At 68.3% G+C, this 26,413-nt stretch carries 21 protein-coding genes; 9 read left to right on the top strand and 12 right to left on the bottom strand.

Going from position 1 to position 26,413, the window contains the following annotated elements:
* Nucleotides 1-72 precede the first annotated feature (72 nt).
* Nucleotides 73-2,175: an MMPL family transporter gene (locus tag DL990_RS19310; protein WP_125799465.1), complete on the top strand. Its 2,103-nt coding sequence runs from the start codon at nucleotides 73-75 to the stop codon at nucleotides 2,173-2,175.
* Between the two features lie 67 nt (nucleotides 2,176-2,242).
* On the opposite strand, the gene DL990_RS19305 is transcribed toward DL990_RS19310, so the two are convergent.
* Nucleotides 2,243-4,414 carry a 3-hydroxyacyl-CoA dehydrogenase NAD-binding domain-containing protein gene (locus DL990_RS19305; protein ID WP_125788445.1) on the bottom strand — a complete coding sequence of 724 codons (2,172 nt, stop codon included), beginning with the start codon at nucleotides 4,412-4,414 and terminating at the stop codon, nucleotides 2,243-2,245.
* Between the two features lie 10 nt (nucleotides 4,415-4,424).
* Nucleotides 4,425-5,636, bottom strand: a complete 1,212-nt coding sequence (locus DL990_RS19300; RefSeq protein ID WP_125673897.1) for an acetyl-CoA C-acetyltransferase — start codon at nucleotides 5,634-5,636, stop codon at nucleotides 4,425-4,427.
* A 145-nt stretch (nucleotides 5,637-5,781) separates the two neighbouring features.
* On the opposite strand from DL990_RS19300, the gene DL990_RS19295 reads away from it, so the two are divergent.
* The 4 genes from DL990_RS19295 to DL990_RS19280 all read left to right on the top strand — a co-directional run bounded on the left by DL990_RS19295 (nucleotide 5,782) and on the right by DL990_RS19280 (nucleotide 10,875).
* The gene (locus tag DL990_RS19295; protein WP_125799464.1) at nucleotides 5,782-6,966 is read left to right on the top strand and encodes a TetR/AcrR family transcriptional regulator; all 1,185 of its coding nucleotides are present in this window, start codon (nucleotides 5,782-5,784) and stop codon (nucleotides 6,964-6,966) included.
* A 52-nt stretch (nucleotides 6,967-7,018) separates the two neighbouring features.
* Nucleotides 7,019-8,242: a low temperature requirement protein A gene (locus DL990_RS19290; RefSeq protein WP_125799463.1), complete on the top strand. Its 1,224-nt coding sequence runs from the start codon at nucleotides 7,019-7,021 to the stop codon at nucleotides 8,240-8,242.
* A 110-nt stretch (nucleotides 8,243-8,352) separates the two neighbouring features.
* A complete protein-coding gene (locus DL990_RS19285; protein ID WP_125788531.1) occupies nucleotides 8,353-9,648 on the top strand; it encodes an acyl-CoA dehydrogenase family protein in 1,296 nt (431 codons plus the stop codon).
* An 18-nt stretch (nucleotides 9,649-9,666) separates the two neighbouring features.
* Nucleotides 9,667-10,875 carry an acyl-CoA dehydrogenase family protein gene (locus tag DL990_RS19280; RefSeq protein ID WP_125788442.1) on the top strand — a complete coding sequence of 403 codons (1,209 nt, stop codon included), beginning with the start codon at nucleotides 9,667-9,669 and terminating at the stop codon, nucleotides 10,873-10,875.
* A 73-nt stretch (nucleotides 10,876-10,948) separates the two neighbouring features.
* Here DL990_RS19280 and DL990_RS19275 read toward each other — a convergent pair whose 3' ends face one another.
* The 3 genes from DL990_RS19275 to DL990_RS19265 form a co-directional block, all read right to left on the bottom strand.
* Nucleotides 10,949-11,854: an MBL fold metallo-hydrolase gene (locus DL990_RS19275; protein WP_199746468.1), complete on the bottom strand. Its 906-nt coding sequence runs from the start codon at nucleotides 11,852-11,854 to the stop codon at nucleotides 10,949-10,951.
* Nucleotides 11,855-11,891: 37 nt separating this feature from the next.
* Entirely contained in the window at nucleotides 11,892-12,857 is a 966-nt protein-coding gene (locus DL990_RS19270) for an SMP-30/gluconolactonase/LRE family protein (protein WP_125799462.1), read from the bottom strand.
* Nucleotides 12,858-13,005: 148 nt separating this feature from the next.
* Nucleotides 13,006-13,896, bottom strand: coding sequence for a helix-turn-helix domain-containing protein (locus DL990_RS19265; protein WP_125799461.1), 891 nt, complete (start codon nucleotides 13,894-13,896; stop codon nucleotides 13,006-13,008).
* Between the two features lie 140 nt (nucleotides 13,897-14,036).
* Between DL990_RS19265 and DL990_RS19260 the strand changes: the two genes are divergently transcribed.
* Nucleotides 14,037-14,543: an SRPBCC family protein gene (locus DL990_RS19260; RefSeq protein WP_125788439.1), complete on the top strand. Its 507-nt coding sequence runs from the start codon at nucleotides 14,037-14,039 to the stop codon at nucleotides 14,541-14,543.
* 386 nt (nucleotides 14,544-14,929) lie between these two features.
* Nucleotides 14,930-15,967: an MASE1 domain-containing protein gene (locus DL990_RS19255; protein ID WP_233620510.1), complete on the top strand. Its 1,038-nt coding sequence runs from the start codon at nucleotides 14,930-14,932 to the stop codon at nucleotides 15,965-15,967.
* Here the strand turns inward: DL990_RS19255 and DL990_RS19250 are convergent.
* The 7 genes from DL990_RS19250 to DL990_RS19220 all read right to left on the bottom strand — a co-directional run bounded on the left by DL990_RS19250 (nucleotide 15,931) and on the right by DL990_RS19220 (nucleotide 24,404).
* A complete protein-coding gene (locus DL990_RS19250; RefSeq protein ID WP_125799460.1) occupies nucleotides 15,931-16,986 on the bottom strand; it encodes an alpha/beta fold hydrolase in 1,056 nt (351 codons plus the stop codon). The genes DL990_RS19255 and DL990_RS19250 overlap by 37 nt on opposite strands.
* A gap of 117 nt (nucleotides 16,987-17,103) precedes the next feature.
* Nucleotides 17,104-17,967, bottom strand: coding sequence for an SDR family oxidoreductase (locus DL990_RS19245; protein ID WP_125788437.1), 864 nt, complete (start codon nucleotides 17,965-17,967; stop codon nucleotides 17,104-17,106).
* An 86-nt stretch (nucleotides 17,968-18,053) separates the two neighbouring features.
* Nucleotides 18,054-18,560 (bottom strand): GNAT family N-acetyltransferase, encoded by a 507-nt coding sequence (locus DL990_RS19240; RefSeq protein WP_125799459.1) that lies wholly within the window; start codon nucleotides 18,558-18,560, stop codon nucleotides 18,054-18,056.
* A gap of 133 nt (nucleotides 18,561-18,693) precedes the next feature.
* Complete coding sequence (locus tag DL990_RS19235; protein ID WP_125788435.1) at nucleotides 18,694-19,848, bottom strand: acyl-CoA dehydrogenase family protein; 1,155 nt, start codon at nucleotides 19,846-19,848, stop codon at nucleotides 18,694-18,696.
* The gene (locus DL990_RS19230) at nucleotides 19,845-21,830 is read right to left on the bottom strand and encodes a biotin carboxylase N-terminal domain-containing protein (protein WP_125799458.1); all 1,986 of its coding nucleotides are present in this window, start codon (nucleotides 21,828-21,830) and stop codon (nucleotides 19,845-19,847) included. Before DL990_RS19230 ends, DL990_RS19235 begins: the two co-directional genes overlap by 4 nt.
* A 2-nt stretch (nucleotides 21,831-21,832) precedes the next feature.
* Nucleotides 21,833-23,446, bottom strand: coding sequence for a carboxyl transferase domain-containing protein (locus tag DL990_RS19225; protein ID WP_125799457.1), 1,614 nt, complete (start codon nucleotides 23,444-23,446; stop codon nucleotides 21,833-21,835).
* A 148-nt stretch (nucleotides 23,447-23,594) separates the two neighbouring features.
* Nucleotides 23,595-24,404: an SGNH/GDSL hydrolase family protein gene (locus tag DL990_RS19220; protein WP_125788432.1), complete on the bottom strand. Its 810-nt coding sequence runs from the start codon at nucleotides 24,402-24,404 to the stop codon at nucleotides 23,595-23,597.
* Between the two features lie 151 nt (nucleotides 24,405-24,555).
* Between DL990_RS19220 and DL990_RS19215 the strand changes: the two genes are divergently transcribed.
* Complete coding sequence (locus DL990_RS19215) at nucleotides 24,556-25,146, top strand: TetR/AcrR family transcriptional regulator (RefSeq protein WP_199746466.1); 591 nt, start codon at nucleotides 24,556-24,558, stop codon at nucleotides 25,144-25,146.
* A gap of 57 nt (nucleotides 25,147-25,203) precedes the next feature.
* Nucleotides 25,204-25,701, top strand: coding sequence for a hypothetical protein (locus tag DL990_RS19210; protein WP_125788431.1), 498 nt, complete (start codon nucleotides 25,204-25,206; stop codon nucleotides 25,699-25,701).
* The last annotated feature ends 712 nt before the right edge of the window (nucleotides 25,702-26,413 follow it).

The raw sequence follows: 26,413 nt of genomic DNA, 5'->3' as shown, positions 1-26,413 counted from the left end.
CCCAGAAGTTGCGACCCGAGTGCCCGCCGGAGCCCGACGCCATCCGGGCCCGGAAAGCCGATGCTTTCCGCCATGGACACCATCACTCTTTCCCGGCGACGGCCGCCTGGGGGCGCGCTCTCGAAGCTGGCGGGCTGGTCTCAGCGCCACCGGTGGCTGGCCGTTTCGCTCTGGCTGCTCACCCTCATCGGTGTCACGCTGGGCTCACAGCTGGCGGGCAGCGCCTACCACGACGACCATTCCTTGCCGGGCACCGAATCCCAGCAGATCATGGATCTGTTCAAGGCACAGGCTCCCACGCAGACCGGTGCGACGGCAGAAATCGTCTTCAAGAGCGAGAACGGACTCGCGACCGCACGCGGACCGATCGACGGGATGCTCGCCGAGGTCCGTGGCCAGCCGCATGTGAAGTCGGTGACGAGTCCGTTCGACACCCCGTCGGCCGTCTCCCGTGAGGGCACGATCGGTTACGCGGCGATCGCTTTCGACCTCGAGTCGAATGATCTGCCGTACGACGACATCGTGCGCGTTGTCGACACCGCGAAGAAGGCGGAGGCGGCCGGGCTCCAGGTCGAACTCGGTGGCGAGCCGATCAAACGGACCAGTGAAAGCGGCGGTCCGTCGGAGGGCGTCGGGTTGCTGGCCGCGCTGGTGGTCCTCGTCTTCCTGTTCCGCTCGATCCTCGCCGCCGGGCTCCCGGTGATCGCGGCGGTCTTCGCCGTCGGCAGCACACTCGGCGTGATCGTGCTCGTCAGCAGGTTCGTCGACATCGCGAGTTACACGGCGCCGCTGATGATGCTGGTCGGGTTCGGGGTGGGCGTGGACTACGCGCTGCTCATCTTTTCCCGGTACCGCAGCGAAATCCTGGACGGTCTCGACCGGGAACACGCGGCGCGACGGGCGCTCGACACCGCGGGCCGTTCGGTGCTGTTCGCCGGCGGCACGGTGATCATCGCGCTGCTCGGCCTGCTCGCGCTGGGCCTCGGTTCGCTGCGCGGGGTCGCCCTCGCGGTGGCGCTGACCGTGCTCGTGACGATGCTCGCGTCGATCACCCTGCTGCCCGCGCTGCTCTCCCTTTTCGGCCGCCGTCTGGAAAAGGGCATCCGCAAGCACGCCGGGAAACGGGAACACGGCAAAGCCTGGGGCCGGCTCGGGGACGCGGTGCAACGACGGCCGATGGTGCCACTCGCGATCGGCCTGCTCGTTCTCGTCGGACTCTCCTTGCCCGCGCTCGGCATGCGCCTCGGTTTCGCCGACGCCGGAACGGATCCGGAGACCGCGACCACCAGGCAGGCTTACGACCTGATGTCGGAGGGCTTCGGCCCCGGGTTCAGTGAGCCGCTGGTCGTGGTCACCGAAAGCGGTGATGGCGTCGCGCTGCGACGGAAACTCGAAGCCACGCCGGGAATCGCCGAGGTGACACCGCCCATGGGCCAGGGCGTCACGACGGTCCTCGCCTTCCCCACGTCTTCGCCGCAGGACGAGGCGACCGCCGACCTGGTGGAACGGTTGCGGACGGAGGTGTTGCCGGGACTGCCGGGCAAGTACCTGGTCGGTGGGAGTGTCGCGGCGGCGGTGGACTTCGCGGACGCCGTCGGCGACCGGTTACCCCTGTTCGTGCTGGTGGTCGTCGGCTTGTCGGCGCTGCTGCTGATGGTCGTGTTCCGCTCGATCCTCATCCCGCTCAAGGCGGCCCTGCTGAACCTGCTGAGCATCGGTGCCGCGCTCGGCGTGATGACGGCGGTATTCGGCGATGGCCTGTTCGGGGCGCAGCCGGGACCGATCGAGGCGTTCGTGCCGGTGCTGATCTTCGCGATCGTGTTCGGGCTTTCCATGGACTACGAGGTGTTCCTGGTGTCCCGGATGCACGAGGAATGGCGGCGCACCGGCGACGCTCGCCATGCCGTCCGTCAGGGGCTCGCCTCCACCGGCGGGGTGATCACGGCGGCGGCGGTGATCATGATCCTGGTGTTCGGGGCGTTCCTGCTCAACCCCGACCGGATGCTGGCGCAGTTCGGTCTCGGGCTGGCGGTGGCGGTGCTGGTGGACGCGTTCGTGATCCGCTGTCTCGTGGTGCCCGCGGTAATGCGGCTGCTCGGGGAACGCGCTTGGTGGCTGCCGCGATGGCTGGACCGGCGGTTGCCGCACGTGGCGCTGGAGCCGTCTTCCGTCTGACCCCGGACGACATGAAAGGCCCCTTCATTGCAAAATTTGCAATGAAGGGGCCTTTCATGTCACGCGCTTATTCGTAGATCTCGCCCTTCGCGGCCTTCGCGACCAGCGACTCCGGCGGGGTGAAGTGGTCGCCGTAGCGCTCCGCCAGCTCACGGGCGCGGTCGACGAAGCCCTGCAGGCCACCCTCGTACTGGTTGATGTACTGGATGACACCACCGGTCCACGCCGGGAAGCCGATGCCGAAGATCGAGCCGATGTTGGCGTCGGCGACGGTGGTGAGCACACCCTCGTCGAAGCACTTCACGGTCTCGAGCGCCTCGGCGAACAGCATGCGCTCCTTGAGGTCCTCGAACGGAACCTCGGCGCTGCCCGCCTTGAACGCGTCGCGCAGGCCCGGCCAGAGACCGGTCCGCTTGCCGGCTTCGTCGTAGTCGTAGAAGCCCGAACCGGTGGAACGGCCCTTGCGGTCGAATTCCTCCACCATCCGGTCGATGACACCTTCGGACGCGTGCGCGTTCCAGGTGCCGCCGGCGGCCTCGATCGCTTCGCGGGTTTCCTTGCGGATCTTGCGCGGCAGCGTCAGGGTCAGCTCGTCCATCAGCTGCAGCGGCGGGGCCGGGTAACCGGCCTGGGCACCGGCCTGCTCGATCGACGCGGGCTCGACACCCTCGCCCAGCGCGGCGACGGCCTCGTTGAGGAACGTGCCGATGACGCGCGAGGTGAAGAAGCCGCGGCTGTCGTTGACGACGATCGGGGTCTTCTTGATCTGCAGCGTGTAGTCGAAGACCTTCGCCAGCGTGGCGGGCGAAGTCTTCTCACCGCAGATGATCTCGACCAGCGGCATCTTGTCCACCGGCGAGAAGAAGTGGATCCCGATGAAGTCCTCGCTCCGCTGCACGCCCTCGGCGAGCGCGGTGATCGGCAGGGTCGAGGTGTTGGAGCCGAGTACGGCGTCCGGGTTGACGAAGCCCTCGATCTCCTGGAACACCTTGTGCTTCAGCTCGACGCTCTCGAAGACGGCCTCGATCACGAAGTCGACGCCGGCGAAGTCCTCCGCCTTGTCGGTCGGCTTGATCTTGGCGAGCAGCGCGTCGGACTTCTCCTGCGTGGTCTTGCCGCGGGAAAGAGCCTTCTCCTCCAGCTTGACCGCGTAGCCCTTGCCCTTTTCGGCGCCTTCGAGCGTGACGTCCTTGAGCACGACGTCGATGCCGGCCTTCGCCGAGACGTACGCGATCGCGGCGCCCATCATGCCCGCGCCGACGACGCCGACCTTCTTGGCGGTGTACTTCTCGAAGCCGTCCGGACGCGAGCCGCCCGAGTTGATGCTCTGCAGGTCGAAGAAGAACGCCTTCGTCATGTTCTTCGAAACCTGGCCGGTGGCGAGGCTGACGAAGTAGCGGGTCTCGACGGTGATCGCGGTGTCGAAGTCGACCTGCGAACCCTCGATGGCCGCGGCCAGGATCGCCCGCGGGGCGGGCATGTTCGCGCCCTTGATCTGCTTGCGCAGGTTCGCCGGGAACGCGGGCAGGTTCGCCGCGAAGCTCGGGTTCGACGGGGTGCCACCCGGGATCTTGTAGCCCTTGACGTCCCACGGCTGCACGCCGCCTTCGGGGTTGGCCTTGATCCACGCCTTCGCGGCCGGGACCAGCTCCTCGACCGTGCCGACGAGCTCGTGCACGAGGCCGAGTTCCTTCGCCTTGGCCGGACGGTGCCGCTGGCCCTGCAGCAGCACGTTCAGCAGCGCGCTCTGGATGCCGAGCAGGCGCACGGTGCGGACCACGCCACCGCCGCCGGGGAGCAGGCCGAGGGTGACCTCGGGGAGACCGATCTGGCTTCCCTTGACGTCGGCCGCGATGCGGTGGTGCGTCGCGAGGGCGAGTTCGAGACCGCCGCCGAGCGCGGCACCGTTGATGGCGGCCACGACCGGCTTGCCCAGCTGCTCGAGCCGCCGCATCTGGCCCTTCATCAGGCCGCTGCTCTCGGTGATCTCGGCCGCGTTCTCCGGCTTGGCCTGGATCAGGTCGTTGAGGTCGCCGCCGGCGAAGAAGGTCTTCTTGGCGGAGGTGAGGACGACACCGGTGATGCTGTCCTTCTCGGCCTCCAGGCGGTCCACGACCACGCCGAGCGACTCGCGGAAGTCGGCGTTCATCGTGTTGGCGGACTGCTTCGGGTCGTCCAGGGTGAGCACGACGATGCCGTCGGCGTCCTGCTCCCAGCGGATGGTCTTCGCTTCAGTCATTGTCTCTTCCTCAGACCCGCTCGATGATGGTCGCGACGCCCATGCCGCCGCCGATGCACAGGGTGACCAGGGCGCGGCGCGCCTGACGACGCTCCAGCTCGTCGACGACGGTGCCGACCAGCATCGCGCCGGTGGCGCCCAGCGGGTGCCCCATCGCGATGGCGCCGCCGTTGACGTTGACCTTCTCCTCGTCGAGGTGCAGGTCCTTGATCCACTTGAGGACGACCGAGGCGAAGGCCTCGTTCAGCTCCCACAGGTCGATGTCGTCCGGGGTGAGGCCGGCGATCTTGAGGACCTTCTCGGTGGCCGGGGTCGGGCCGGTGAGCATGATCGTGGGCTCGGAGCCGACGGTCGCGGTGGCCACGATGCGGGCGCGCGGGGTCAGGCCGAAGTCCTTGCCGATCTGCTCGTTGCCGACCAGCACCACCGCGGCGCCGTCGACGATGCCGGAAGAGTTGCCACCGGTGTGGACGTGGTTGATCTTCTCGACCGAGTGGTACTTCTGGAGCGCGACGGCGTCGAAGCCGCCCAGCTCACCGATGCCGGCGAAGGCGGGCTTGAGCTTGCCGAGGCCCTCGACGGTGCTGCCGGGGCGACGGTGCTCGTCGTGGTCGAGGATCGTGACGCCGTTGATGTCCTTCACCGGGACGACGGACTTCGCGAAGTAGCCGCCGGACCAGGCCGCTTCGGCCCTTTCCTGCGAGCGGACGGCCCACGCGTCGACGTCCTCGCGGGAGAAGCCCTCGATCGTCGCGATCAGGTCGGCGCCGGTGCCCTGCGGGACGATGTAGTTGTCGTACGCGGTGGCCGGGTCCATGAACAGCGCGCCGCCGTCGGAGCCCATCGGCACCCGCGACATCGACTCGACACCGCCGGCGATGATCAGCTGGTCCCAGCCGGAGCGCACCTTCTGCGCGGCGGTGTTGGTGGCCTCGAGGCCGGAGGCGCAGAAGCGGTTCAGCTGTACGCCGGCGACCGTCTCGGGAAGGCCCGCGTTCAAGGCGGCGGTGCGCGCGATCACGGCGCCCTGCTCGCCGACCGGGGACACGACACCGAGGACGATGTCGTCGATCACCGCGGGGTCGAGGTTCGGGTGCCGGACCTTCAGTTCTTCGATGAGGCCGACCACGAGATCGACCGGTTTGGTGCCGTGGAGGGCACCACCCTTGTTCTTGCCGCGAGGCGTACGGATCGCCTCGTAGATGTAGGCCTCGCTACTCACAGAAAAACTCCTCCGCGTACGGCGCTGTATCAGGATGAAACGTACCGGCCAGTAGTCATGCTAATGCCGATTAACATAAACCGCGATAACCCCATGGTGTCAATGGGTTGCGATGCACGCAACCGACGCTATGGTGAGTTCACCTATGGATCACCCGACCGAGCGTTCAGCCCGACCGCGCGACCGCAAGGCCCAGCTGGCAGGCCTCGCCGCGGAGCTGTTTCGCGCCCGCGGGTTCCACGGCGTCGGCATCAATGACATCGCCGCCGCGGCCGGCATCACCGGGCCCGCGCTGTACCGGCATTTCGCGGACAAGCAGGCGGTGCTGTCCTACGTCGTGCTGTCCGGCATCGACGACATGGAGACGGCGACCACCGAGACGCTCGCCGACGTCGACCTTCCCGTTCCCGACCAGGTCAACGCCCTGTTGGGCACCCTCGCCGCGCAAGCCGTGGAGCGGCGCGAGGTCGCCGCGCTGTGGCGCTGGGAGGGCAGGCATCTGCCCCGGGAGGAACGGCGGGAGATCCGCCGCCGCTCGGGCGCGGTGCTCGCGGCGTGGTCCAAGGCGCTGCTCGCGCTGCGTCCGGAACTGACCGCCGACGACGCCGAGCTGCTGTGCTGGGCGGGGCTGAGCGTGTTCGGCAGCGTCTCCGTACATCACACGTCCGTGGCGAAGAAACGCTTCGCGCAGATCCTGGTGCAGCTGGCGGAGTCGGTGCTGCATGTCACACTGCCCGAGCCCGAGGACCGGCCGGAAGAGACGCCGTCGATGACGCTCGGCGAGCCGTCCCGCCGCGAGCAGATCCTCGCGGCCGCGACCGGGCTGTTCGGGCAACGCGGCTTCCGCGCGGTGAGCATGGAGGAGATCGGCGCGGCGGCCGGGATCGCCGGGCCCAGCGTGTACCGGCATTTCCCCAGCAAGGCCGCGCTGATGGTGGCGATCGGGCATCGCGCGGCCGACAGGCTGGCGCTCGCCGCGGAACGCGCGTTGCGGACCGACGACGAACGCGACGCGTTGCGCAGGCTCGCGGCGTCCTATGTGCACACCTTGCTGCACACGCCCGAGCTGCTGGTGTCCTTCTCCGGCAGCCCCATGGAGCTGCCGGAACGCGACAAGGCGGACCTCATCCGCGTCCAGCGGGACTACGTCGCGCGCTGGATCGCGCTGGTGTCGGAAGTCCGCCCGGAACTGAGCCTGCGCGAAGTGAAGATCACCGTGCACGCGGCGCTGACCATCGCGAACGACCTCGCGCGCACCCGCCGCGTCAACGGCCGCCCGAACATCGAAGCCGAGCTGACCACGCTGATGCACGCGGTTCTCGGCGTCTGAAAGCGAGCTTTGGGCAAACTCGCGTGTGCCGCGAAGGAGTGACGGGCACGATGTGCGCGTGCCCAAGAAACGCGGCCTGCATCTGGTGACCCGGGAAGAAGACCACAAGGTCACCACGCTGGAACTCTTCTTCGACCTGGTCTTCGTCTACGCCATCACCCAGACCACGCAGCTGATGGCCGATCACCTCACCCCGCTCGGCATCGGGCAAGGGGTGGCGATGATCGCCGTGCTGTGGTGGTGCTGGTGCGCCTACGCCTGGCTGGCCAACACCCTGCACGTCGACCGCGGTATCGCCCAGCTGGCGATGTTCGCCGCGATGGGAACGATGTTCCTGGTCTCGCTGACCATTCCGGAGGCCTTCACCGACCTGCCCGGCGGCCTGTACGCGCCCCTGATGTTCGTCGGCTGCTACTTCGTCGTGCGACTGCTGCACCTGATCGCCTTCCTCGGCGCCGGGCGGAACGATGCGGAGCTGCGGAAGACCGTCTTGAAGATGTTCGTCGGCCTGCTGCCGAGCGTCGCGCTGCTGACCGTCGCCGCGTTCTTCTCCGGCTGGGTGCAGCTGGGCATCTGGGCCGTCGCGATGCTGGCCGACTACGTCAACGTCTTCCGGACCCGCTCGTCGGACTGGCGGCTGCATCAGCCCGGCCACTTCGCCGAGCGGTTCGGGCTGATCGTGATCATCGCGCTCGGCGAGTCGATCGTGGCGATCGGCATCGGGATCAGCTCGTATCCGATGTCCTGGCCGATCACGCTGGCCGCGGTCTTCGGGCTCACGCTGGCTTCGGCGATGTGGTGGATGTACTTCGCCGTCGTCGCGCACGTCTCCGAACACAACCTGAAACGCGCCGAGGGCGTGGAGCGGGTGCGGATCGGGACGGATACTTACACGTTCCTGCACCTCCCGCTCATCGCCGGGATCGTGCTCGTGGCGCTCGGTCTGAAGAAGTCGCTGCTGTACGTGGCCGACACCGAACACCACAGCCTCTCCGACGGCCTGCACGGAACACCGATCTGGGCGCTCACCGGCGGGCTCGCGCTCTACCTGATCACGTTGAGCGGGCTGCGGCGCCGGAACCTGGGCGCCTGGAATGTGCGGCGGCTGGTGCTGGCGGTGGCGCTGCTGGCGGCGACACCGTTGCTGGAACTGGTGCCGGCGGTGGCACTGGTCGGCATCGTGGCGCTGGCGGTGGTGGGGCTCGTGTCCTTCGAGCGACGCAAAGTCGTGAGTGATTCGGGTCGTTCCAACGACCCGAATCACTCACCAGCGTGACGTTCGCCTCCCCCGTAGTAGCGCAGACGCCCGAAGGGAGTTAACCTACTCACGAGTAGGTAAGCGAGGCAGGGAGACTCACCGTGGGTGCGCCTAGGAAACGAGACGCGATGGGCCTTGGCCTGTCCGCGCTCACCCGGCTGGCCGGGAGCAAGGTCATTGAACGGGCCGGACTTCGGAAGCCCGTGCAGAACCTGGTCAGTGCCGGGACGCGCAACGGCTTCCGGGTCGCGGGCGCGGCGGGACGGACCTTCAAATCCGCCACGAAGCTCGGCAAGCCGGCGCGGCTCGCGCCCGCCGAGGACACGGGGCTGTTCGACCTCACCCCGAGTGAGGACCAGCAGCTCATCGTCGAGACCGTGACGGAGTTCGCGGCCGAGCAGCTGCGGCCCGCCGCGGCCGACGCCGACGCGAAGCTTCAGGCGCCCGAGGGCCTGTTGAGCCGTGCCGCCGAACTCGGCATCACGCTCGTCGGCATCCCCGAGGAGCTGGGCGGTGTCGGCACCGAACGGTCGGTCGTGACGAACGCGCTGGTCGCCGAGGCCCTCGCGCACGGCGACCTCGGCCTCGCGGTCGCGGTGCTCGCGCCGTCCGCGGTCAGCACCGCGCTGGTGTCCTACGGCGACGAGCAGCAGCAGGCGGACTACCTTCCCGCGTTCGTCGGCGAGAACGTCCCGGCCGCGGCGCTCGCGCTGCAGGAGCGCACCGCGCTGTTCGACCCGTTCAAGCCCGCAACCAAGGCCCGCCGCACGCCGAAGGGCTACCAGCTCGACGGCGTGAAGTCGCTGGTGCCGAGGGCGGCGGACGCCGAGCTGTTCATCGTCTCGGCCGACCTGGAAGGCCGGGGTCCCGCGCTGTTCCTCGTGGAGTCGTCGAACTCGGGCGTCACCATCGAGTCCGAACCGGCGATGGGCCTGCGGGGCGCGGCGACCGGGAAGCTGCACCTGGAGAAGGTCGCGTTGCCCGCCGGAGCACTGCTCGGCGGCGGCAAGGCCGAAGTCTTCACCGAGGTCGTCCGGCTCTCGCGGCTCGGCTGGGCCGCGCTGGCCGCCGGAACCGCGAAGGCCGTCCTCGACTACGTGGTGCCCTACGTCAACGAGCGCAAGGCGTTCGGTGAACCGGTGAGCCACCGGCAGGCCGTCGCGTTCTCGGTGGCAGACATCGCCATCGAGCTGGAAGGACTGCGGCTGGTCACGCTCCGCGCCGCTTCCCGCGCCGAACAGGGCAAGCCGTACGCCCGCGAAGTCGCGCTGGCCCGGAAGCTGGCCGTCGACAAGGGAATGCAGATCGGCAGCGCCGGGGTGCAGCTGCTCGGGGGGCACGGCTTCGTCAAGGAACACCCGGTCGAACGCTGGTACCGCGATCTCCGTGCGATCGGCGTGATGGAAGGCGCCGTCCTCCTCTAGGACTTTCGAAAGGCAATCATGATCAACCTTGAGGTTCCGAAGAAGGCCGGCACCCTGATCAACCAGGCGTACCAGGCCGCGGCCGAGGTGTTCCGGCCGATCTCGCGCAAGTACGACCGTGCCGAGCACACCTATCCGGCCGAACTCGACATGTTCGCCGCGCTGCTGGACGGGCTGAACTCCTCCGGCGAGGGCGGCGCGGGCGCGGCGGGCGTCCGCCGGTCCGAGAAGAACGAGAAACCGGGCAACCGCAACGGTTCCAACCTCAACATCGTGCTCGGCACGATCGAGATGTGCTGGGGTGACGTCGGTCTGCTGCTGTCGATGCCGCGTCAGGGGCTCGGCAACGCCGCCATCGGCTCCGTCGCCACCGACGAACAGCTCAAGAAGTTCTCCGGGCTGTGGGCCGCGATGGCGATCACCGAACCGGACTGCGGCTCGGACTCGGCCGCGATCACCGCCACCGCGCGCCTCGACGGCGACGAGTACGTGATCAACGGTGAGAAGATCTTCGTGACCGCCGGCGAGCGCGCCGACGCCGTCGTCGTCTGGGCCACTCTGGACAAGACGAAGGGCCGCGCGGCGATCAAGTCGTTCGTCGTCGAGAAGGGCACGCCGGGCTTCGAGGTGGTGCGCGTCGAGCACAAACTCGGCATCCGCGCCTCCGACACCGCCGTGCTGCGTTTCGAGAACGTCCGCGTGCCCAAGGGGAATCTCCTCGGCACGCCGGAGATCGACACCGCCAAGGGTTTCGCCGGGGTCATGCAGACCTTCGACAACACCCGTCCGCTGGTCGCCGCCATGGCCATCGGCGTCGCCCGCGCGGCGCTGGAGGAGACCCGGAAGATCCTCACCGACGCGGGCGTGGTCATCGACTACGACAAGCCCGTCCACAGCCAGCACGCCGCGGCCGCGGCGTTCCTTCAGCTGGAGGCGGACTACGAATCGGCGTACCTGCTGACGATGGAGTCGGCGTGGATGGCCGACAACCGCAAGCCGAACTCGTTGCAGGCCTCGATGGCCAAGGCGAAGGCAGGCCGGTCGGTCGTCGAGATCACGCTGAAATGCGTCGAGCTCGCCGGAACGTTGGGTTACACCGAGGAATCGCTGCTGGAGAAGTGGAGCCGGGACGCGAAGATCCTGGACATCTTCGAAGGCACGCAACAGATCCAGCAGCTGATCGTGGCGCGCCGGATCCTGGGCAAGACGAGCGCCGAACTCAAGTAGCGTCCGATGTGCGGTGAAACGGGCCCGCTGCCGCTCCGTGCGCGACGGGAGCGGCAGCGGGAGGAACCTGGGGTCAGTACCGGGCGAACGGTGCCCAGTTCTTGATCGCGAAGCCACTGCCACGGTTCTCGACTTCCAGAGCGCCGTGACCGCTGAAATGAGCAGGCAGGACGACGGCGTTGACGTCGGCGGCCCAGCCGAGGACCTTGCGACGGGTCGCGCGGGCCTGCGCCGGGTCAGTGCAGAAACAGCTGTTGTGCTCCGGATGTGCCACCTGGAGCGGAGTGTGCATCAGGTCACCGGCGAACACGGCCCGGTCGCCGCCGGACGCCAGCTTGACGACGCTGGAGCCGGGTGTGTGACCGGGGGCCGCTTCCAGACTCAGGTGCGCGTCGATGGTGTGGCTTCCCTCCCACAGCTGGACCTGGCCCGCGGCGTACACGGGGGCGACGCTGTCCTCGAACACGTTTTCGTTGACACCGCCGGTGATGTCCGGGTTGTTCGCCGGGTTCCAGAACTCGAAGTCGGCCTTGGGCATCAGGTAGGTGGCGTTCGGGAACGTGGGCACCCAGTCGCCGTCGACCGACCGGGTGTTCCAGCCGACGTGGTCGACGTGCAGGTGGGTGTTGACGACCAGGTCGACGTCCTCGGGCCGCACGCCCGCGCGGGCGAGGTTGCCGAGGTAGTCCAGCCGCAGGTGGTCCCACGCGGCGACGGCCGGTCGGGCCTTGTCGTTGCCGACGCCGGTGTCGACGAGGATCGTCCTGCCGCCGCTGCGCAGCAGCCAGGTCTGCATCGCGATGTGGACCATGGTGTCGTCGGCGCCCAAGTGGTCGGGCACGAGCACCTCGCGGTGGTCCTGCCACGTCTGCGCGGGCATGTCCGGGAAGAACTGGTCCGCGGGCATGATCGGCCCGTGCATCTCCTCGATCCGGGTGACGGTGACGTCGCCCAAGGTGATCTCGCGCGTTTTCCGCATGGTGTTCTCCGTGTGGTGGCTCGGTTTTCCGGGGGTGCTAGTGGTTCAGGTGAGCGAGGACCAGGTTGGGGTCCTGCCCGTACCAGGCGGCGCTCAGCACGTAGACCGTGTCGCCGCGCAGGGCGACGGAGGTGGGATTCTGCAGACCGTCCTCCGCCGTCAGCACGATGGAGTGGCTGCCGTCGGGCTGGACGAGCGCGACCTGGTTCGCGACATCGAGAGCGGCCAGTAGCCGGTCACCCTTGCCGGTGAAAGCGAAATCGTCGATGCCCGCCAGACCGGTGGCCCTCGTCTGGACGACACCGGCACGCCCATCGGCGCGGACGGGGATGCGCAGGACGGTGCCCCGGTCGAGGTTGGTGACCCAGACCGCCCCGTTGTGGATCTTCAGGCCGTTGGCGCCGAGGAAGCCGGCGGGAGCCAGCTCGGGCGCGGTGGACCAGGCGACGGGGGCGCCGCCGGTGGTCGGCACGCTCCACACGGTGCCCAGTACGGAATCAGCCACGTAGAGCATCCGGCCGTGCGGGTCCAGCGCCATGCCGTTGGGCAGACCGCCGGACGGCAGCGCGGCGATCCGCCGCGGTTGCCCACCGGGGCGCAGCCGCCACACGCCGGTGAGGTCGGGCGTGCCGGTGGCGTAGAGGAAGTACAGGGTTCCGTCGTGAGCCCGGACGATGCCCGCGGTCAGCGGGAAGCCCAGAGCCGGGGTGTGGACACCGCCGTCGGCGGGCTCGGGCAGCGTCGCCAGGATCCGTACGGCACCGCGGGGCGAGATCTCGGCGATCTGGCGCCCCTTGGCGAAGGTGGCATACACGTCTCCGCACGGGCCCAAGGCGACGTTTTCGGGTGTCTGGCCCTTGGCCAGGTCGAAGTGCACGGCGACCCGTTGGCCGCTCAGCGGTGCGGAGGCTGCCGAAGCCGGAACCGGACCGAGCGCCGCGGTCACGGCCGCGAGAACGACGGCAGCCGAAGCAACGGACTTGGAGAGTTTCTTCGAGAACATGATTCCTTCACTGGGTTTTGGCGCGCGGCAGCGACACGCTGACGCGAATGTGGACAGACGGGTTCGCCCCCACGACGGCAGCCGATAACGGCTGCGCCAGTGCGGTGCGGGTGCTCGTGCCGGACGAGCACCGGAGACCTCCGTGAGGTCAGTCGGTAGCGACCTGGTGGCCGATCCGCGCCGGGGCGGTGGTCTGGGTGGTGGCCTGGGCGAGCAAATCCAGCGCGGCCCGCGAAGACGAGCCCGGCTCGGTAGTGGCGACCACGACGTTGGGGCCCGTCCCGTCGCTGAGGGTCTGCTGGATGACGGTCAGCGAGCCGACCAGCGGGTGCCGCATCTCATAGGTGGCGACGGAGCACGGCTTGACCCGGTGATCGGCCCACATCGAGGCGAACTCAGGGCTCTTGGCACTCAACTCGCCGACCAGCGCGTGCAATGCGGCGTCTTCCGGGTGCCGCCCGGCCACCAGGCGCAGGTTCCCCACCACCGCCTTGGCCTTGCCCGGCCAATCCTCGTACATATCGCGGACGTGACAGTCGAGGAACACCAGCCTGGCCATGTTGGGACGCCGCGCGGGCAGGTCCGGGGCGCCGAAATCCAGATGCCCCGCGAACAGCGCATGGCCAAGGTGGTTCCATGCCAGCACATCGCTGCGCCGGCCGAGCACGATCGCGGGGACGTCCGCCAGCACGTCCACCAGCTGGGCGGTCGCCGACGGCACGCGTTCCGGGGCGGGGCGCCGACCCGGTTTGCGATTCCGGTCCACCTTGGCCAGGTCATGCAGATGCCGCCGCTCCGGCTCGTCCAGCCGCAGCGCCCCGGCGATCGCGTCCAGAACCGCGGCGGACGCACTCAGCGACTGCCCCTGCTCCAACCGGGTGTAGTAAGAGGTGCTCACACCCGCCAGCAAAGCCAGCTCCTCGCGCCGAAGACCCGGCACGCGACGACGCTCCCCGTAAGTGGACACCCCGGCCTCCTCAGGGCGTAACTGGGAACGGCGCATCCGCAGGAGCTCACCTAGCCGCGACTTTCCATTCATGGCTCCGAGTATCACCTGAACGCGCACCGGACAGCCTGCCCCAGCCGTGGATAGGCAACGGCGGATCTGGCTGTCCGGCCGGGCACCCGGTGAAGTGGAGGAAGCCGAACCGGCATCCCACAGACAACCCTGGAGTTTCCATGAGCGCCACCACGGGCGACCACGAGACCTTCGATTCCTTGGCCCCGGCCGATTTCACCTTCACGCGACGCACGTGGGTCGACGCCTCCCCCGCGCGTGTCTACGAACTCCTCAGCGATGTTTCCGCGATCGGCCGCTGGAGCCCTGACGCCAGCGACGTCACCTTCGACAAGGGTGCCGGGCCCGAGGCAGGCAACTGGTTCAGTGGACGCAACCGCCGAGACGGCAAAGAGTGGACCACCCGCTCCCAGATCGTCCAGGCCGATCCCGGAGTCGCCTTCGGCTTCGTCGTCGGCGGCGCCGACGACGGCATCGTGCGCTGGAACTGGACGTTCATCCCCAGCGGGCGCGGCACCGTCGTCCGGCAATCCTGGCAACTGCTCCGCCTCGACCCGGTGCTGGGTTCCACTCGCGCCGATCTGGACGCGCTACGTACCCACATGGCCGACAGCGCCGAGAACACGCTGACCTCCCTGGCCCAGTGGATCGCCGAAGAAGACCACTAGGCCGTGTCCGGTAAGTCTGTTCGATGGGCTTCGTGGTCCAGGTGGTTCCTGGCGGTGCGGGCGGGTCGGCCTCGTACCGGGTCGTACTCGGCCGCGTCCGCCCGTGCCGTCAGGGACCGCCTGGGCGCGAAGACCGCGAACATGACTTACCGGACACGGCCTAGCCACCACGAACCCTCCCCGATCCAAGCCGGGCAATCTCCCGAGTAGACACACCCACTGTCGCCGGCGCAGAGGAAACACCTCGCAACAGTGCCGTGAAGGGGCCCGTGCAGCTGCACGGGCCCCGTTCTCGTTTATTCCCAACGAACTCCGCCATTACGACAACACCATCAAGTGAACCACCGCGACGACCGGGCAGAGGTACTCTCGAACCCTCCCCGTCCGTGAAGCCCGGAGTCGCGATGAGGCTCGCCGCTCGACAGCTCTCCCCTGTCGCACGCTGGTGTCTCGTCGTCCTCGCCGTGACGGCCTGCTATTTCGCGACCGGCCAGATCGGAATCCAGTGGGCGATCGTGCGGGAGCAGATCTCGCCACTGTGGCCCGCGGCCGGGGTCGCGCTGGCGGTGCCGATGCTGCTCGGTCCTCGGTTCTGGCCGGGGATCTTTCTCGGCGCCCTCCTCACGAACATCGCGATCGGCCCCTCGACGGCGGCGGTCTTGGTGATCTCGTCGGGCAACACGATCGGCCCGATGCTGGCCTACGCGGTGATGCGGCGGCTGGGTGGCCTCAACCGGCTCGACCGGCTTCCCGACGCCGTCCTCCTGGTAGTGGTCGGGGCGATCGGCGGCACCGCCGTCAGCGCGGTGCTGGGCACCGGTGTACTGGTCCTCGACGGCGCACTGGTTTCCGGGGAATTCTGGGCGACGGCGCTCGTGTGGTGGACCGGCGACGCGATGGGCGTCCTGACGATCACGCCGTTGCTGCTCCTGGCGCCGAGGTTCCGTCTGCCGACGCGGGTCTCCGTGGCGCGCTGGGGCGAAGCGATCGCGCTGGCGGTCGTGGCCACCGGCACGGCGCTCCTCGCGTCCACCACTCCGGCCAAGCTGTTCGTGGTCTTCCCGGTGCTCGTCTGGGCGGCGCTGCGGTTCCGGCAGGCAGGGGCGCTGATGTGCTCCTTGTGCGTCTGCACCTTCACGATCGTCGCCGCCATACACGGGCGCGGCCCCTACGGTTCCTACGAGCTGGCCGCCCGGATGCTGCACGTCCAGGCCTTCGACGCCACTGTCGGGCTGACGGCGCTCGTGTTGTCCACGATCGTCCTGCAACGCGATCGCGCGACCGCCGAGCTCACCGACGCCTGGCGCCGGATCACGGAAATGGTGGAGCTGATCGCGCCACGCCAGTCGCTGCGCAGCGCCATTTCCCAGCGCAAGGACGCCGAGGCTCAGGCGGCCTGTTCGTCGAGGAAGCGGTCGAGGTAGCGCCACGTGGTCCCGCGCGCCTTCCGTCCGGTCAGCACGCCAAGGTGCCCGCCGGGCGCGGTCTCGAAGGTCACCGACGGTGAGTTGTCCAGCAGCTCGGTGAGCCGTTCGACGGCCGCACGCGGGGCGATCGTGTCGTTCTGCCCGGCGATGACCAGCGTCGGCACCTTGACCCCGGACAGCGCGATGATGCGGCCGTTGAGGTCCACCGTGCCCTCGGCGAGATCGTTGGCGCGGAAGAACCGGTGGTAGATCTGGCCGAACGTCCGCCCGGGGTAGGCGATCATGTTGTCCATGAAGTGGTCGACGGCCTCGATCTGCGCCAGGTAGTCCCGGTCGTCGAGATTCTTCAGGATGGCAAGGGGTTTGGTGATCTCCTTGCTGATCCCGGTCGCCCGGAAGACCCGGCTGACCAAATAGGACGGTGCGCCGCCGAGCGCCCGGTAGAACGGAGTCAGCAGGTGGCCGCCGGTGAGGTCCACCAGCGGGCGGAACGGGGCGATCAGCGGGATCGCGGTGAAGTCGAACGGCGACGCGATGGTCGCGATCGACGCGATCGGCAGATCGGGCTGGTCCGCGGTGGTCAGGAGGGAGAAGATCCCGCCGAGGCACCAGGCGACGACGTGCACGCCCTGGCCGCCGGAGTCCTCGCTGACCTTGCGGATCGCGCGCGGGAGCACTTCCTCGATCCAGTGCTCGATGCCGAGGCGCCGGTCGGAGAACGCGACGTTCCCGTAGTCGACCAGGTACGTGTTGCGGCCGCCGTCGACCAGGTGCTCGGCGAGGCTGCACCCGCGGCGCAGGTCGAAGCACAGCGCGGGCGCGGCCAGCGGCGGCACCAGCAGCACCGGCGGGCCCGACGCCGGGCCCTTGCCGTTCGTCAGCCGGTACAGCGAACGGTTCGGGCCCTGGTCGATCAGGACACGCGGCACCGGGCGAAGATCGGCGACCCCACCGTGCAGCACCTTCCCGACGACGTTCGACGCGGCGGCGGCGAGCCGTGCCGGGGGTGTGGCCATGGTGTGCCTCCTGAGGAATCAACGCGGTAAGACGTAATCTTGCCGCTTGGGAGCGCACGACTCAACACCCCGGCCGCCACAGGCCGTCCATTTCGGACAGTTGCTAGGCCGTACGAGTTAAGAATCGGCGTCCTTTTCCGCCGCCGGGGCGCTCCGCGCGGCACGCGATTCGTACTCCGCGCGAGCACTGGAATGCGTTGCGGAGGACAGAATCTTGTCGCCGCCGAGCGCGCGGAGCAGTCCCTCGCCGAGACGGCGCGGAAGCAGTCGTGTGATCCTGCCCATGGCGTCCAGCGACGTGGGAACGAAGACGTCGAACTTGGGACGGCGTAACGCATCGACAATGGCCTGCGCCACATCTTCCGGCTGCACCGACTTGAAGAACTTCGCCTCGCCGAGCCCGCTGGCCAGTTCCGTGCGGACCACCGCGGGCATCACGCAGGAGACCAGCACGCCCGTTCCGTGCAATTCCAGATGCACCGATTCCGACAACCCGACGACGGCGTGTTTCGTCGCGCAGTAGGTGGCGGCGCCGGGGAAGCCGGCCTTGCCCGCCATCGAGGCGATGTTGACGATGTGGCCGGTGCCACGCGGGCGCATCCGCTTCACGGCTTCCCTGGTGCCGTGGATGACCGCGTGCAGGTTGATCTCGAGCAGCCTGCGGGTCGCGGCGTCGTCCTCTTCTTCGAGCGGCGCGAGCGGCATGATGCCCGCGTTGTTGATCAGCACGTCGATCGGGCCGACGCGCCGCTCGACCTCGTCGAGGAACTCGGTGAAGCCGCGCGTGTCGGTGACGTCGAGCGGCAGCGCCTCCGCGCCCAGTTCGGCGGCGGTCTTCTCGGCGAGGACCTGGTCCAGGTCGCCGATGACCACCTTGGCACCGAGCCGGGACAGTGCCGTCGCGGTACTGGCCCCGATGCCCTGCGCCGCTCCGGTGATCACGACGACCTTGCCTGCCAGGGAACGTTCACGCTTGGCCATGCCGGTCTCCTCTGCGACTTCGCTGTCCGGGGCACTGTTGGCGATGTGTCAACTATGGTGCACCGGAAGCCGCGCGGACGCCAGTCCTACGGGCGCTGCTCGAACACCTGCCCGATCCAGCCCTTGACGTCGAAACGTTCCGTCGGCTTGAAGCCCTGACTCTCGTAGTAACGCTGAAGGTCGCCGTCGCCACCGGCCCAGCAGTCGACCCGCACCAGCCCGATGCCGCGTTCCCGCGCTTCGGCCAGCGCGAACTCGATCAGCCGCGAGCCGACCCGGTGGCCCGTGAACCGGCGCGAGGTCAGCAGCAGGCCGAGGTAGATCTCCGGTTCGTCGACCGGCGAAACGTGCGGAAAACGGTCACCGAGAATGGTCGCCCCGGCCGCCTGGCCATCGACCTCGGCGATGTACAGCCCGGGCCCGTCGGCCATCCCGCGCACCCGCTCGATCCGCTTCGGGATCGTGGACCACGGCTCGGTCCCCCACTGCCCCGCGCTGCCGCGTCCGGCCAGCCACGCGACGACCTCGTCGAACATGTCCAGCAGCGTTTGGAAGTCCCCAGAACCACCCTTGCGGATGACGAAATCGCTCATGCTTCCGTTCTACAACATCGCGAGGACGCGTGCGTCAAGGCGTAACTCACGTGATCGGGGGCGTAACTCACGTGATCGGAGCCGTTACGGCTTCAATCACGCGAGTTACGCCTTCAATCACGCGAAACACGGGTCAGGCGACGCCGAGATGCCGTGCGATCAGCATCCGCTGCACCTCCGAAGTCCCCTCCCCGATCTCGAGGATCTTCGCGTCCCGGTAGAAACGGCTCACCGGGAACTCGTTCATGAAGCCGTACCCGCCGAAGATCTGCGTCGCCTCGCGTGCGTTGTCCATGGCGGCGTTCGACGCGACGAGCTTCGCGATCGACGCCTCCTTCTTGAACGGCTCACCGCGCAGCATCTTCGACGCCGCCGCGTAGTACGCCAGCCGCGCGGTATGCGTGCGCACCTCCATGTCGGCGATCTTGAACTGGATCGCCTGGTATTCACCGATCTTGTGCCCGAACGCCTCGCGTTCCTTGACATACCGCAGGCATTCGTCGACGCAGCCCTGCGCGAGCCCGACGCTCAGCGCGGCGATCGCGACGCGACCTTCGTCCAAAATGGACAGGAACTGGGCGTAACCGCGGCCGCGTTCCCCGACCAGGTTCTCGGCCGGGACGCGGACGTCGTCGAACGAGAGTTCGTGCGTGTCCGAGCAGTTCCAGCCGACCTTGGAGTACTTCGGCGCGACGGCGAAGCCCGGCGTACCGGACGGCACGATGATCGCCGAGATCTCCTTGCGACCGTTCTCCTTCACGTCGGTGACGGCGGTGACCGTGACCAGTTTCGTGATGTCGGTGCCGGAGTTGGTGATGAACGACTTGCTGCCGTTGATCACCCAGGTGTCGCCGTCGAGTTTCGCGCGCGTGCGGGTGGCGCCGGCGTCCGAGCCGCCGCCGGGTTCGGTGAGCCCGAAGGCGCCGAGCGCGGTGCCGGCGCACAACTCCGGGAGCCACTTCCGCTTCTGCTCCTCGGTGCCGAACCGGTGGATCGGCATGGCGCCAAGGGAAACACCGGCCTCGACGGTGATCGCGACCGAGGAATCGACGCGCGCCAGTTCCTCCAAGGTCAGGCAGAGCGCGAAGTAGTCGCCGCCCATGCCGCCGTACTCCTCGGGGAAGGGCAGGCCGAACAGGCCCATCTCGGCCATCTTCGCGACGATCTCGTACGGGAACTCCTCCCGTTCGTAGAGGTCGCCGATGACCGGGGCGACCTCGGAGCGCGCGAATTCCTCGACCGTCTTGCGCAGCGCCTCGTACTCGTCATCCAGTCGAAAGTCGATCATTGGCCATCCTTTTGGGGTGTCACAACGGCTACCGTCTCGTCCAGCGCGACCTGTTGGCCCACCCGGACGGGGAGTTCGCTGACCACGCCGTCGATCGGCGCGGTGATCGTGTGCTCCATCTTCATCGCCTCGACGACCACGAGCGGCGTCCCGGCGCTCACCACGTCACCGGCGGCGGCCTTGACCACCAGCACGGTTCCGGGCATCGGACTGGTGACCGGTCCGGCGCCACCCGCGGCTCCGGCGGCCGAACGCAGCCTTTCGCGCTCGCCGATCGCGAAGCTGTGACCGTCACGCGCGAGCCACACGGTCCTTCCGGTCCCGGCGGCGTGCCGGTACCGGTGGAAACCGGTGGGATGCCGGACTTCCAGCAGGTCTCCCTCGCGTCGCGCGGAAACGCGGACCGGCTCGGCGCCGTCGACGCTGACGAGCGCGTTCGCCGGGGTGCCCTGCACCCGCACGACGACTTCGGAGCTTCCCGACTTCAGCGCGAAGTCGATACCGCCGGAGGCGCCGAGCCGCCAGCCGTCGGGAACATCCCACGGATCGACGACGGAACCCTGCGGCTGCAAGGAAAGCAGCCTGTCGAGCGCTGCCGCCACGAAGAATTCCGGCGGCACTTCTTCGGAGACCAAAGTGGACAGTCGGCGATCGACGAGCTCGGTGTCGAGCTTGCCGTCGCGGACGTCGCCGTCGGCGAGGAGCCCGCGCAGGAAGGCGATGTTCGTGCCGACGCCGAGCAACGCGGTGTCCGCGAGCGCCAGGTCGAGCCGGTGCAACGCGGCCGCGCGGTCCGGGCCCCAGGCGATGACCTTGGCGAGCATCGGGTCGTAGTTCGAGCCGATGACCGCGCCTTCGCTCATCCACGAGTCGACGCGCACACCCTCGCCGGACGGTTCGTGGACCGCGAGCACGGTTCCACCCGTCGGGATGAAACCGCGAGCGGGGTCTTCGGCGTAGACGCGGGCTTCGACGGCGTGGCCGTCCAGCCGGACGTCGTCCTGCGACACGGTGAGCACGTCACCGGCGGCGATCTTGACCTGCCACTCGACGAGGTCGAGCCCGGTCACCAGCTCGGTCACCGGATGCTCGACCTGCAGGCGGGTGTTCATCTCCATGAAGAAGAACTCGTCGGGCGCGGTGGCCGACACGATGAACTCGACCGTCCCCGCGCCGACATAGCCCACCGAGCGCGCGGCCTCGACCGCGGACGCGCCCATCTTCGCGCGCGTGGCTTCGTCGAGGAGCACGGACGGCGCCTCTTCGATGATCTTCTGGTGCCGACGCTGAAGACTGCATTCGCGCTCACCGAGGTGGATCACGTTGCCGTGCGTGTCGGCGAGCACCTGGATCTCGATATGGCGCGGCGTGGTGACGAACCGCTCCATGAGCAGCGTGTCGTCACCGAAGGAACCCTTGGCCTCACGGCGGGCGGACTCGACGGCAGCATCCAATTCGGTCAGTTCGTTGACCAGCCGCATCCCCTTGCCGCCGCCACCGGCGGACGGCTTGATCAGCAGCGGGAACCCGACCTTCTCCGCGGCGGTGGCGAAACCGCCTTCCGGAATGTCCACATCGGACGCTCCGGGTACCACCGGGACACCGGCCTCGGACACCGTCGCCTTGGCGCGGATCTTGTCGCCCATGGCGTCGATCGCCTCGACCGGAGGGCCGATGAAGACGAGGCCGGCATCGGCGCAGGCACGCGCGAATTCCGCGTTCTCCGCGAGGAAGCCGTAACCGGGATGGACCGCCTGCGCGCCCGTGTCGACCGCCGCCTGGACGATCGCCGGGATGGACAGGTAGCTCTTCGCCGCTTCGGCCGGGCCGATGCGGACGGCGGTGTGCGCCTCCCGGACATGCCGGGCGTCGGCGTCCGCGTCGCTGTACACCGCGACCGAACGGATGCCGAGCCCCCGCAGCGAGCGGATCACGCGGACCGCGATCTCGCCGCGGTTGGCGACCAGAACCGTGTCGAACATGCTCACATCCTGAAGACGCCGTAGTTGACATCGGACAAGGGCGCGTTGGCCGTCGCGGAAAGCGCGAGGCCGAGCACCGTGCGGGTGTCCGCCGGATCGATCACTCCGTCGTCCCACAGCCGCGCCGTCGAGTAGTACGGGCTGCCCTGCGCCTCGTACTGGTCGCGGATCGGATCCTTGAAGGCTTCTTCGTCCTCTGTGGACCATTCGCCACCGCGAGCCTCGATGGCGTCGCGGCGGACCGTCGAAAGCACCGACGCCGCCTGCTCGCCACCCATCACCGAGATCCGCGCGTTCGGCCACATCCACAGGAACCGCGGCGAGTACGCTCGGCCGCACATCGAATAGTTGCCCGCGCCGAACGAGCCGCCTATGACGACGGTCAGCTTCGGCACGCGCGCACAGGCCACCGCGGTGACCATCTTCGCGCCGTGCTTGGCGATGCCGCCCGCCTCGTAGGCCTTACCGACCATGAAACCGGTGATGTTCTGGAGGAACAGCAGCGGGATCGAGCGTTTGTCGCACAGTTCGATGAAGTGCGCGCCCTTCATCGCGGACTCGGCGAACAGCACGCCGTTGTTCGCGATGATGCCGACGGGGTGACCGTGGATCCTGGCGAATCCGGTGACCAGCGTCGAGCCGTACTCCTTCTTGAACTCGCCGAACCGGCTGCCGTCGACGATCCTCGCGATGACCTCGCGGACGTCGTACGGCACGCGCGGGTCGGTCGGGACGACGCCGTACAACTCGTTCGGGTCGGCGGCCGGGGCCTCCGTCGGGAGGACGTCCCACGGGCGTGGCGTCCGCGGGCCCAAAGTCGACACGATCGAGCGAACGATGCGCAGGGCATCGGCGTCGTCCTCGGCCAAGTGGTCGGTGACGCCGGACTGGCGCGAGTGGACGTCGCCACCGCCGAGCTCCTCGGCCGTGACGACCTCGCCCGTCGCGGCCTTCACCAGCGGCGGGCCGCCGAGGAAGATCGTGCCCTGGTTCCGCACGATGACCGCTTCGTCGCTCATCGCGGGGACGTAGGCGCCGCCCGCCGTGCAGGAGCCGAGCACCGCGGCGATCTGCGGGATGCCGCGTGCGGACATCGTGGCCTGGTTGTAGAAGATCCGGCCGAAGTGCTCACGATCCGGGAAGACCTCGTCCTGCCTCGGCAGGAACGCGCCGCCGGAGTCCACCAGGTAGACGCACGGCAGGTTGTTGTGCAGCGCGACCTCTTGCGCACGCAGGTGTTTCTTGACGGTCATCGGGTAGTAGGTGCCGCCCTTGACCGTGGCGTCGTTGGCGACGATCACGCATTCGCGGCCGGAGACCCGCCCGATCCCGGTGATGATCCCGGCCGACGGCGCTTCGTCGTCGTACAGTCCGGTGGCGGCCAGCGGGGACAGCTCCAGGAACGGCGAACCCGGGTCGAGGAGGGTGTCGACCCGGTCGCGTGGCAGGAGTTTGCCCCGCTCGACGTGGCGGGTGCGGGATTTCTCCGGGCCCCCGAGCCGGGCGGCGGCGAGCCGCTTGCGCAGGTCTTCGACCAGCTCGGCATGGGAGGTGACGCTGCGGGCGTACTCGTCGCTGCCCGGATCGGCCGAAGTGCTCAGTACGGGTGTGTCCATGGCTCCTCGTCGCCAAGTTAGCCGTCGTTAACTTGCCCTCGTAGGTTAACGCCCACTAACCCGCTCTGTCCACCGCACTCCTCGAAGCGCGTGAAGGCCCCCTTCCCTCGGGTCAGCCGAGGGAAGGGGGCCTTCACGCGCGAAACGATCAGCCGATCGCGGAGACCAGCGGGTTGTAGTAGCCGCCCCGCTGACCGGCGACCGTCGGGTGGTACGAGTTCACGATCGGCCAGGTGAGGCTGTGCAGGTAATCGTTGGCCGACGAGCAGATGTTGTGCCCGGTGAAGGCACCCCGCACGTCGACGAACTTCGCGCCGTTCGCGGCGGCGCGGGCCGAGAGCACCGACGCGAGCGTGTCGGAACCCGAGTTGATCGCCGTGCGCTTGGTGTCGCTCAGCCCGACCGAGCACGAACCCGGCACCGTGTAGAAGCGCGGGTATCCGAGCACGACCAGCTTCGCGCCGGGCGCCTTCGCCTTGATCTTGCTGTAGACGTTGTTCAGCAGCCCGGGAAGCGTGTTGTTCACGTAGGTCTTCGCGGTGTTGACCCGGTTGATGCAGGTCTGGTCGCTGCCGGTGGTGCAGGTGGTCATGACGTCGGCGAACCCGGCGTCGTTGCCGCCGACCGAGACCGTCACCAGCGTGGCGCTGGAGGTGACGTTCGCGATCTGGTTGAGGACGTCGCCGGTGCGCGCCCCCGAGCACGCGACGAACTTGAACGTGGTCCCGGCGTGGGCGTTGGCCCACAGCTGGGGATAGGCGTTGGCACTGCGCATGCAGTCGCCCGAGTTCCCGTAGCTGCCGGCACCGACGCCGGACGAGTACGAGTCACCGAGCGCCACGTAGTTGGTCGCCGCTTGAGCGGTGCCCGCGAGACCGAAGGTGGCAAGGACAGCGACCCCCAGGGCCGCGACTGAACGAGTGAAGGAAAGAGCTTTGATCCGAGCAGGGACGGCCATGGTCACTCCTTCGTGACAAGTTAACGAGACACAGCATTACCAGGTGGTAGCCCCACGCAAAAGGGTCATTTCCCCAGGTAACCCGCTTGGCCCAGGCTGGAAGTACGGCCACGTGTTAGCGCTCGCTAACACACGGCCTTAATATGGCCAGATGCCGGCGAACCCCACCCCACTCGTGAACGGCGAGAAGGCGAACAGGCGTGAACAGATCATGTCCGCCGCCGCCGAGCTCTTCGCCCACCACGGGTTCCACGGCGTCGGCATCGACGACATCGGCGCGGCCGTCGGCATCTCCGGCCCGGCGCTGTACCGGCATTTCCGCAGCAAGGACGCCATTCTCGGCGAGATGCTGAACTCGATCAGCCGCTATCTGCTCGACGGCGGGACGGCGAGGGCGAGCCAGCGGGACGAGCCGAGCGAGGTTCTCGATGCACTGGTGAATTTTCACGTCGACTTCGCGCTCGCGCATCCCGCGTTGATCACCGTGCAGGAACGCAACCTCGCCAACCTCACCGACAGTGACCGCAAACAGGTCCGTGCCCTGCAACGCCAGTACGTCGAGGTCTGGGTGCGCGCGATCAGCGACGCCGTCCCCGGGATCGGCGAGCGTCAGGCGCGCTCGGCGGCGCACGCGGTCTTCGGGTTGATCAACTCGACACCGTACAACCGCCATCTCGGTGACAGCGAACTCGCCGAGATGCTCTGCCGTCTCGCGCTGGGTGCACTGCACGCCGCGAAGTGACCACGTCCGGGTTTCGGCCTATCCCCACTTTTCCGTCCTCTGGTGTTTGATAGGCACGTGGAGCCGGACAGGAGCGAGTACGAGCGGAGGCTCGTCGAAAAGGCGCAGCGTGCGCTCGTGGCGATCAGCCTCGGGGAGGACGCCGAGGCGCTCGACGAGCTCTCGCCGACCGCCGTCGAGCCCCAAGCCCGCTCCGAAGAGACCAAAGAGCTCGTGATGATGCTGTTCGGCGAATGCAGCGCCATGGTGTCCACTCTCGGCGACGGCGGGAGCGCGCCGGTCAAGGTGCAGGTGTTCGACGAGGACGGTGAAGAGGTCTCGATCGACCAGGCGGACCCGCCCGTGCGGACGGCCGTGCGCACGCTGCTGGCCGAGGTGCACGGCAACAGCGAGGCCGCGCAGGAACAGGTCGAGATCGCGCTCGCCAACGCCGCGCCGGACGAGGTCGACAGCCTGGTGCTGCAGGCGCTGCGCTGGACGATCCGGCTGTCGGTGGAATGCCTGGACCGGGACCTGCCGGTGGCGCCGTGGATCTCGGACGCCGTCGCGGACTAGCCGGGCTTGGCCCAGCCGGGTGTCGCCTGTCGACGGCTGGGGACGGCTGATCGTTCAAGGGACTCAAGGTGGCCTTAGCGGCAAACGTGGCGCGCCGGAGTTGGCGCAGGAGCAGGGACTCGCCGACGAGACGCCGGTCCCGACTGTCCATAAGGGACGGCTTCCGAGGTGCCCGTGCCCGAGTTGAGCGATTTATGCGGTTTGCCGGGAGGGTCGCGAGTAGCGATGAGGGTTGGAGCGAACCGTGTTTTAGGTACCTACGTGGGTTCCGGCTGGGGTTGATGCCCCTTTGAGACGGTGAAGGTCTCAAAGGGGCCCTTCACGACATGAGAGTTCGACGCCGGGCCGTCGGGGAGCACTGAAGCAGCCACGGCGGGCGGCGGGTCGGGATCGCAGGTCCGTGAAGGGCCCCTTCCCTACTCTCAGGGTAGGGAAGGAGTCCTTCACTACACGCCGGGCCACCCTCACAGCCCGGGGCCGAGGCGGCCCCGCTGCCACGGGCGGGCAGGAACGCCACCGTGGACCTCAGCGCTACAGCGGCAGTACATGAAGGACCCCATCCTTGCGCCTAGGTACAGGAAGGGGTCCTTCGTGTACTTCGCCAGGCAGCACGCAAGACGCGCCGCAGGTCACGCGGTCGGTACCTAAGAGAGGCTCGCCAGAACGATCATTGCCACTCACGGCCCCCGCGCAAGCACCCAAATCGGACACG

Origin of the sequence: Amycolatopsis sp. WAC 01416 (assembly GCF_003947485.1) — a bacterium.
Lineage (GTDB): Bacteria > Actinomycetota > Actinomycetes > Mycobacteriales > Pseudonocardiaceae > Amycolatopsis.
Note: the sequence above shows the minus strand (reverse complement) of the source record. Positions and strands in the feature narration are given on the sequence as shown.

Coding starts and splice junctions, on each gene's coding strand:
- DL990_RS19310 (WP_125799465.1), top strand. CDS start 73: ATGGACACCATCACTCTTTCCCGGCGACGGCCGCCTGGGGGCGCGCTC.
- DL990_RS19305 (WP_125788445.1), bottom strand. CDS start 4,414: ATGACTGAAGCGAAGACCATCCGCTGGGAGCAGGACGCCGACGGCATC.
- DL990_RS19295 (WP_125799464.1), top strand. CDS start 5,782: ATGGATCACCCGACCGAGCGTTCAGCCCGACCGCGCGACCGCAAGGCC.
- DL990_RS19285 (WP_125788531.1), top strand. CDS start 8,353: ATGGGCCTTGGCCTGTCCGCGCTCACCCGGCTGGCCGGGAGCAAGGTC.
- DL990_RS19280 (WP_125788442.1), top strand. CDS start 9,667: ATGATCAACCTTGAGGTTCCGAAGAAGGCCGGCACCCTGATCAACCAG.
- DL990_RS19275 (WP_199746468.1), bottom strand. CDS start 11,854: ATGCGGAAAACGCGCGAGATCACCTTGGGCGACGTCACCGTCACCCGG.
- DL990_RS19270 (WP_125799462.1), bottom strand. CDS start 12,857: ATGTTCTCGAAGAAACTCTCCAAGTCCGTTGCTTCGGCTGCCGTCGTT.
- DL990_RS19265 (WP_125799461.1), bottom strand. CDS start 13,896: ATGAATGGAAAGTCGCGGCTAGGTGAGCTCCTGCGGATGCGCCGTTCC.
- DL990_RS19260 (WP_125788439.1), top strand. CDS start 14,037: ATGAGCGCCACCACGGGCGACCACGAGACCTTCGATTCCTTGGCCCCG.
- DL990_RS19250 (WP_125799460.1), bottom strand. CDS start 16,986: ATGGCCACACCCCCGGCACGGCTCGCCGCCGCCGCGTCGAACGTCGTC.
- DL990_RS19245 (WP_125788437.1), bottom strand. CDS start 17,967: ATGGCCAAGCGTGAACGTTCCCTGGCAGGCAAGGTCGTCGTGATCACC.
- DL990_RS19240 (WP_125799459.1), bottom strand. CDS start 18,560: ATGAGCGATTTCGTCATCCGCAAGGGTGGTTCTGGGGACTTCCAAACG.
- DL990_RS19235 (WP_125788435.1), bottom strand. CDS start 19,848: ATGATCGACTTTCGACTGGATGACGAGTACGAGGCGCTGCGCAAGACG.
- DL990_RS19230 (WP_125799458.1), bottom strand. CDS start 21,830: ATGTTCGACACGGTTCTGGTCGCCAACCGCGGCGAGATCGCGGTCCGC.
- DL990_RS19225 (WP_125799457.1), bottom strand. CDS start 23,446: ATGGACACACCCGTACTGAGCACTTCGGCCGATCCGGGCAGCGACGAG.
- DL990_RS19220 (WP_125788432.1), bottom strand. CDS start 24,404: ATGGCCGTCCCTGCTCGGATCAAAGCTCTTTCCTTCACTCGTTCAGTC.
- DL990_RS19215 (WP_199746466.1), top strand. CDS start 24,556: ATGCCGGCGAACCCCACCCCACTCGTGAACGGCGAGAAGGCGAACAGG.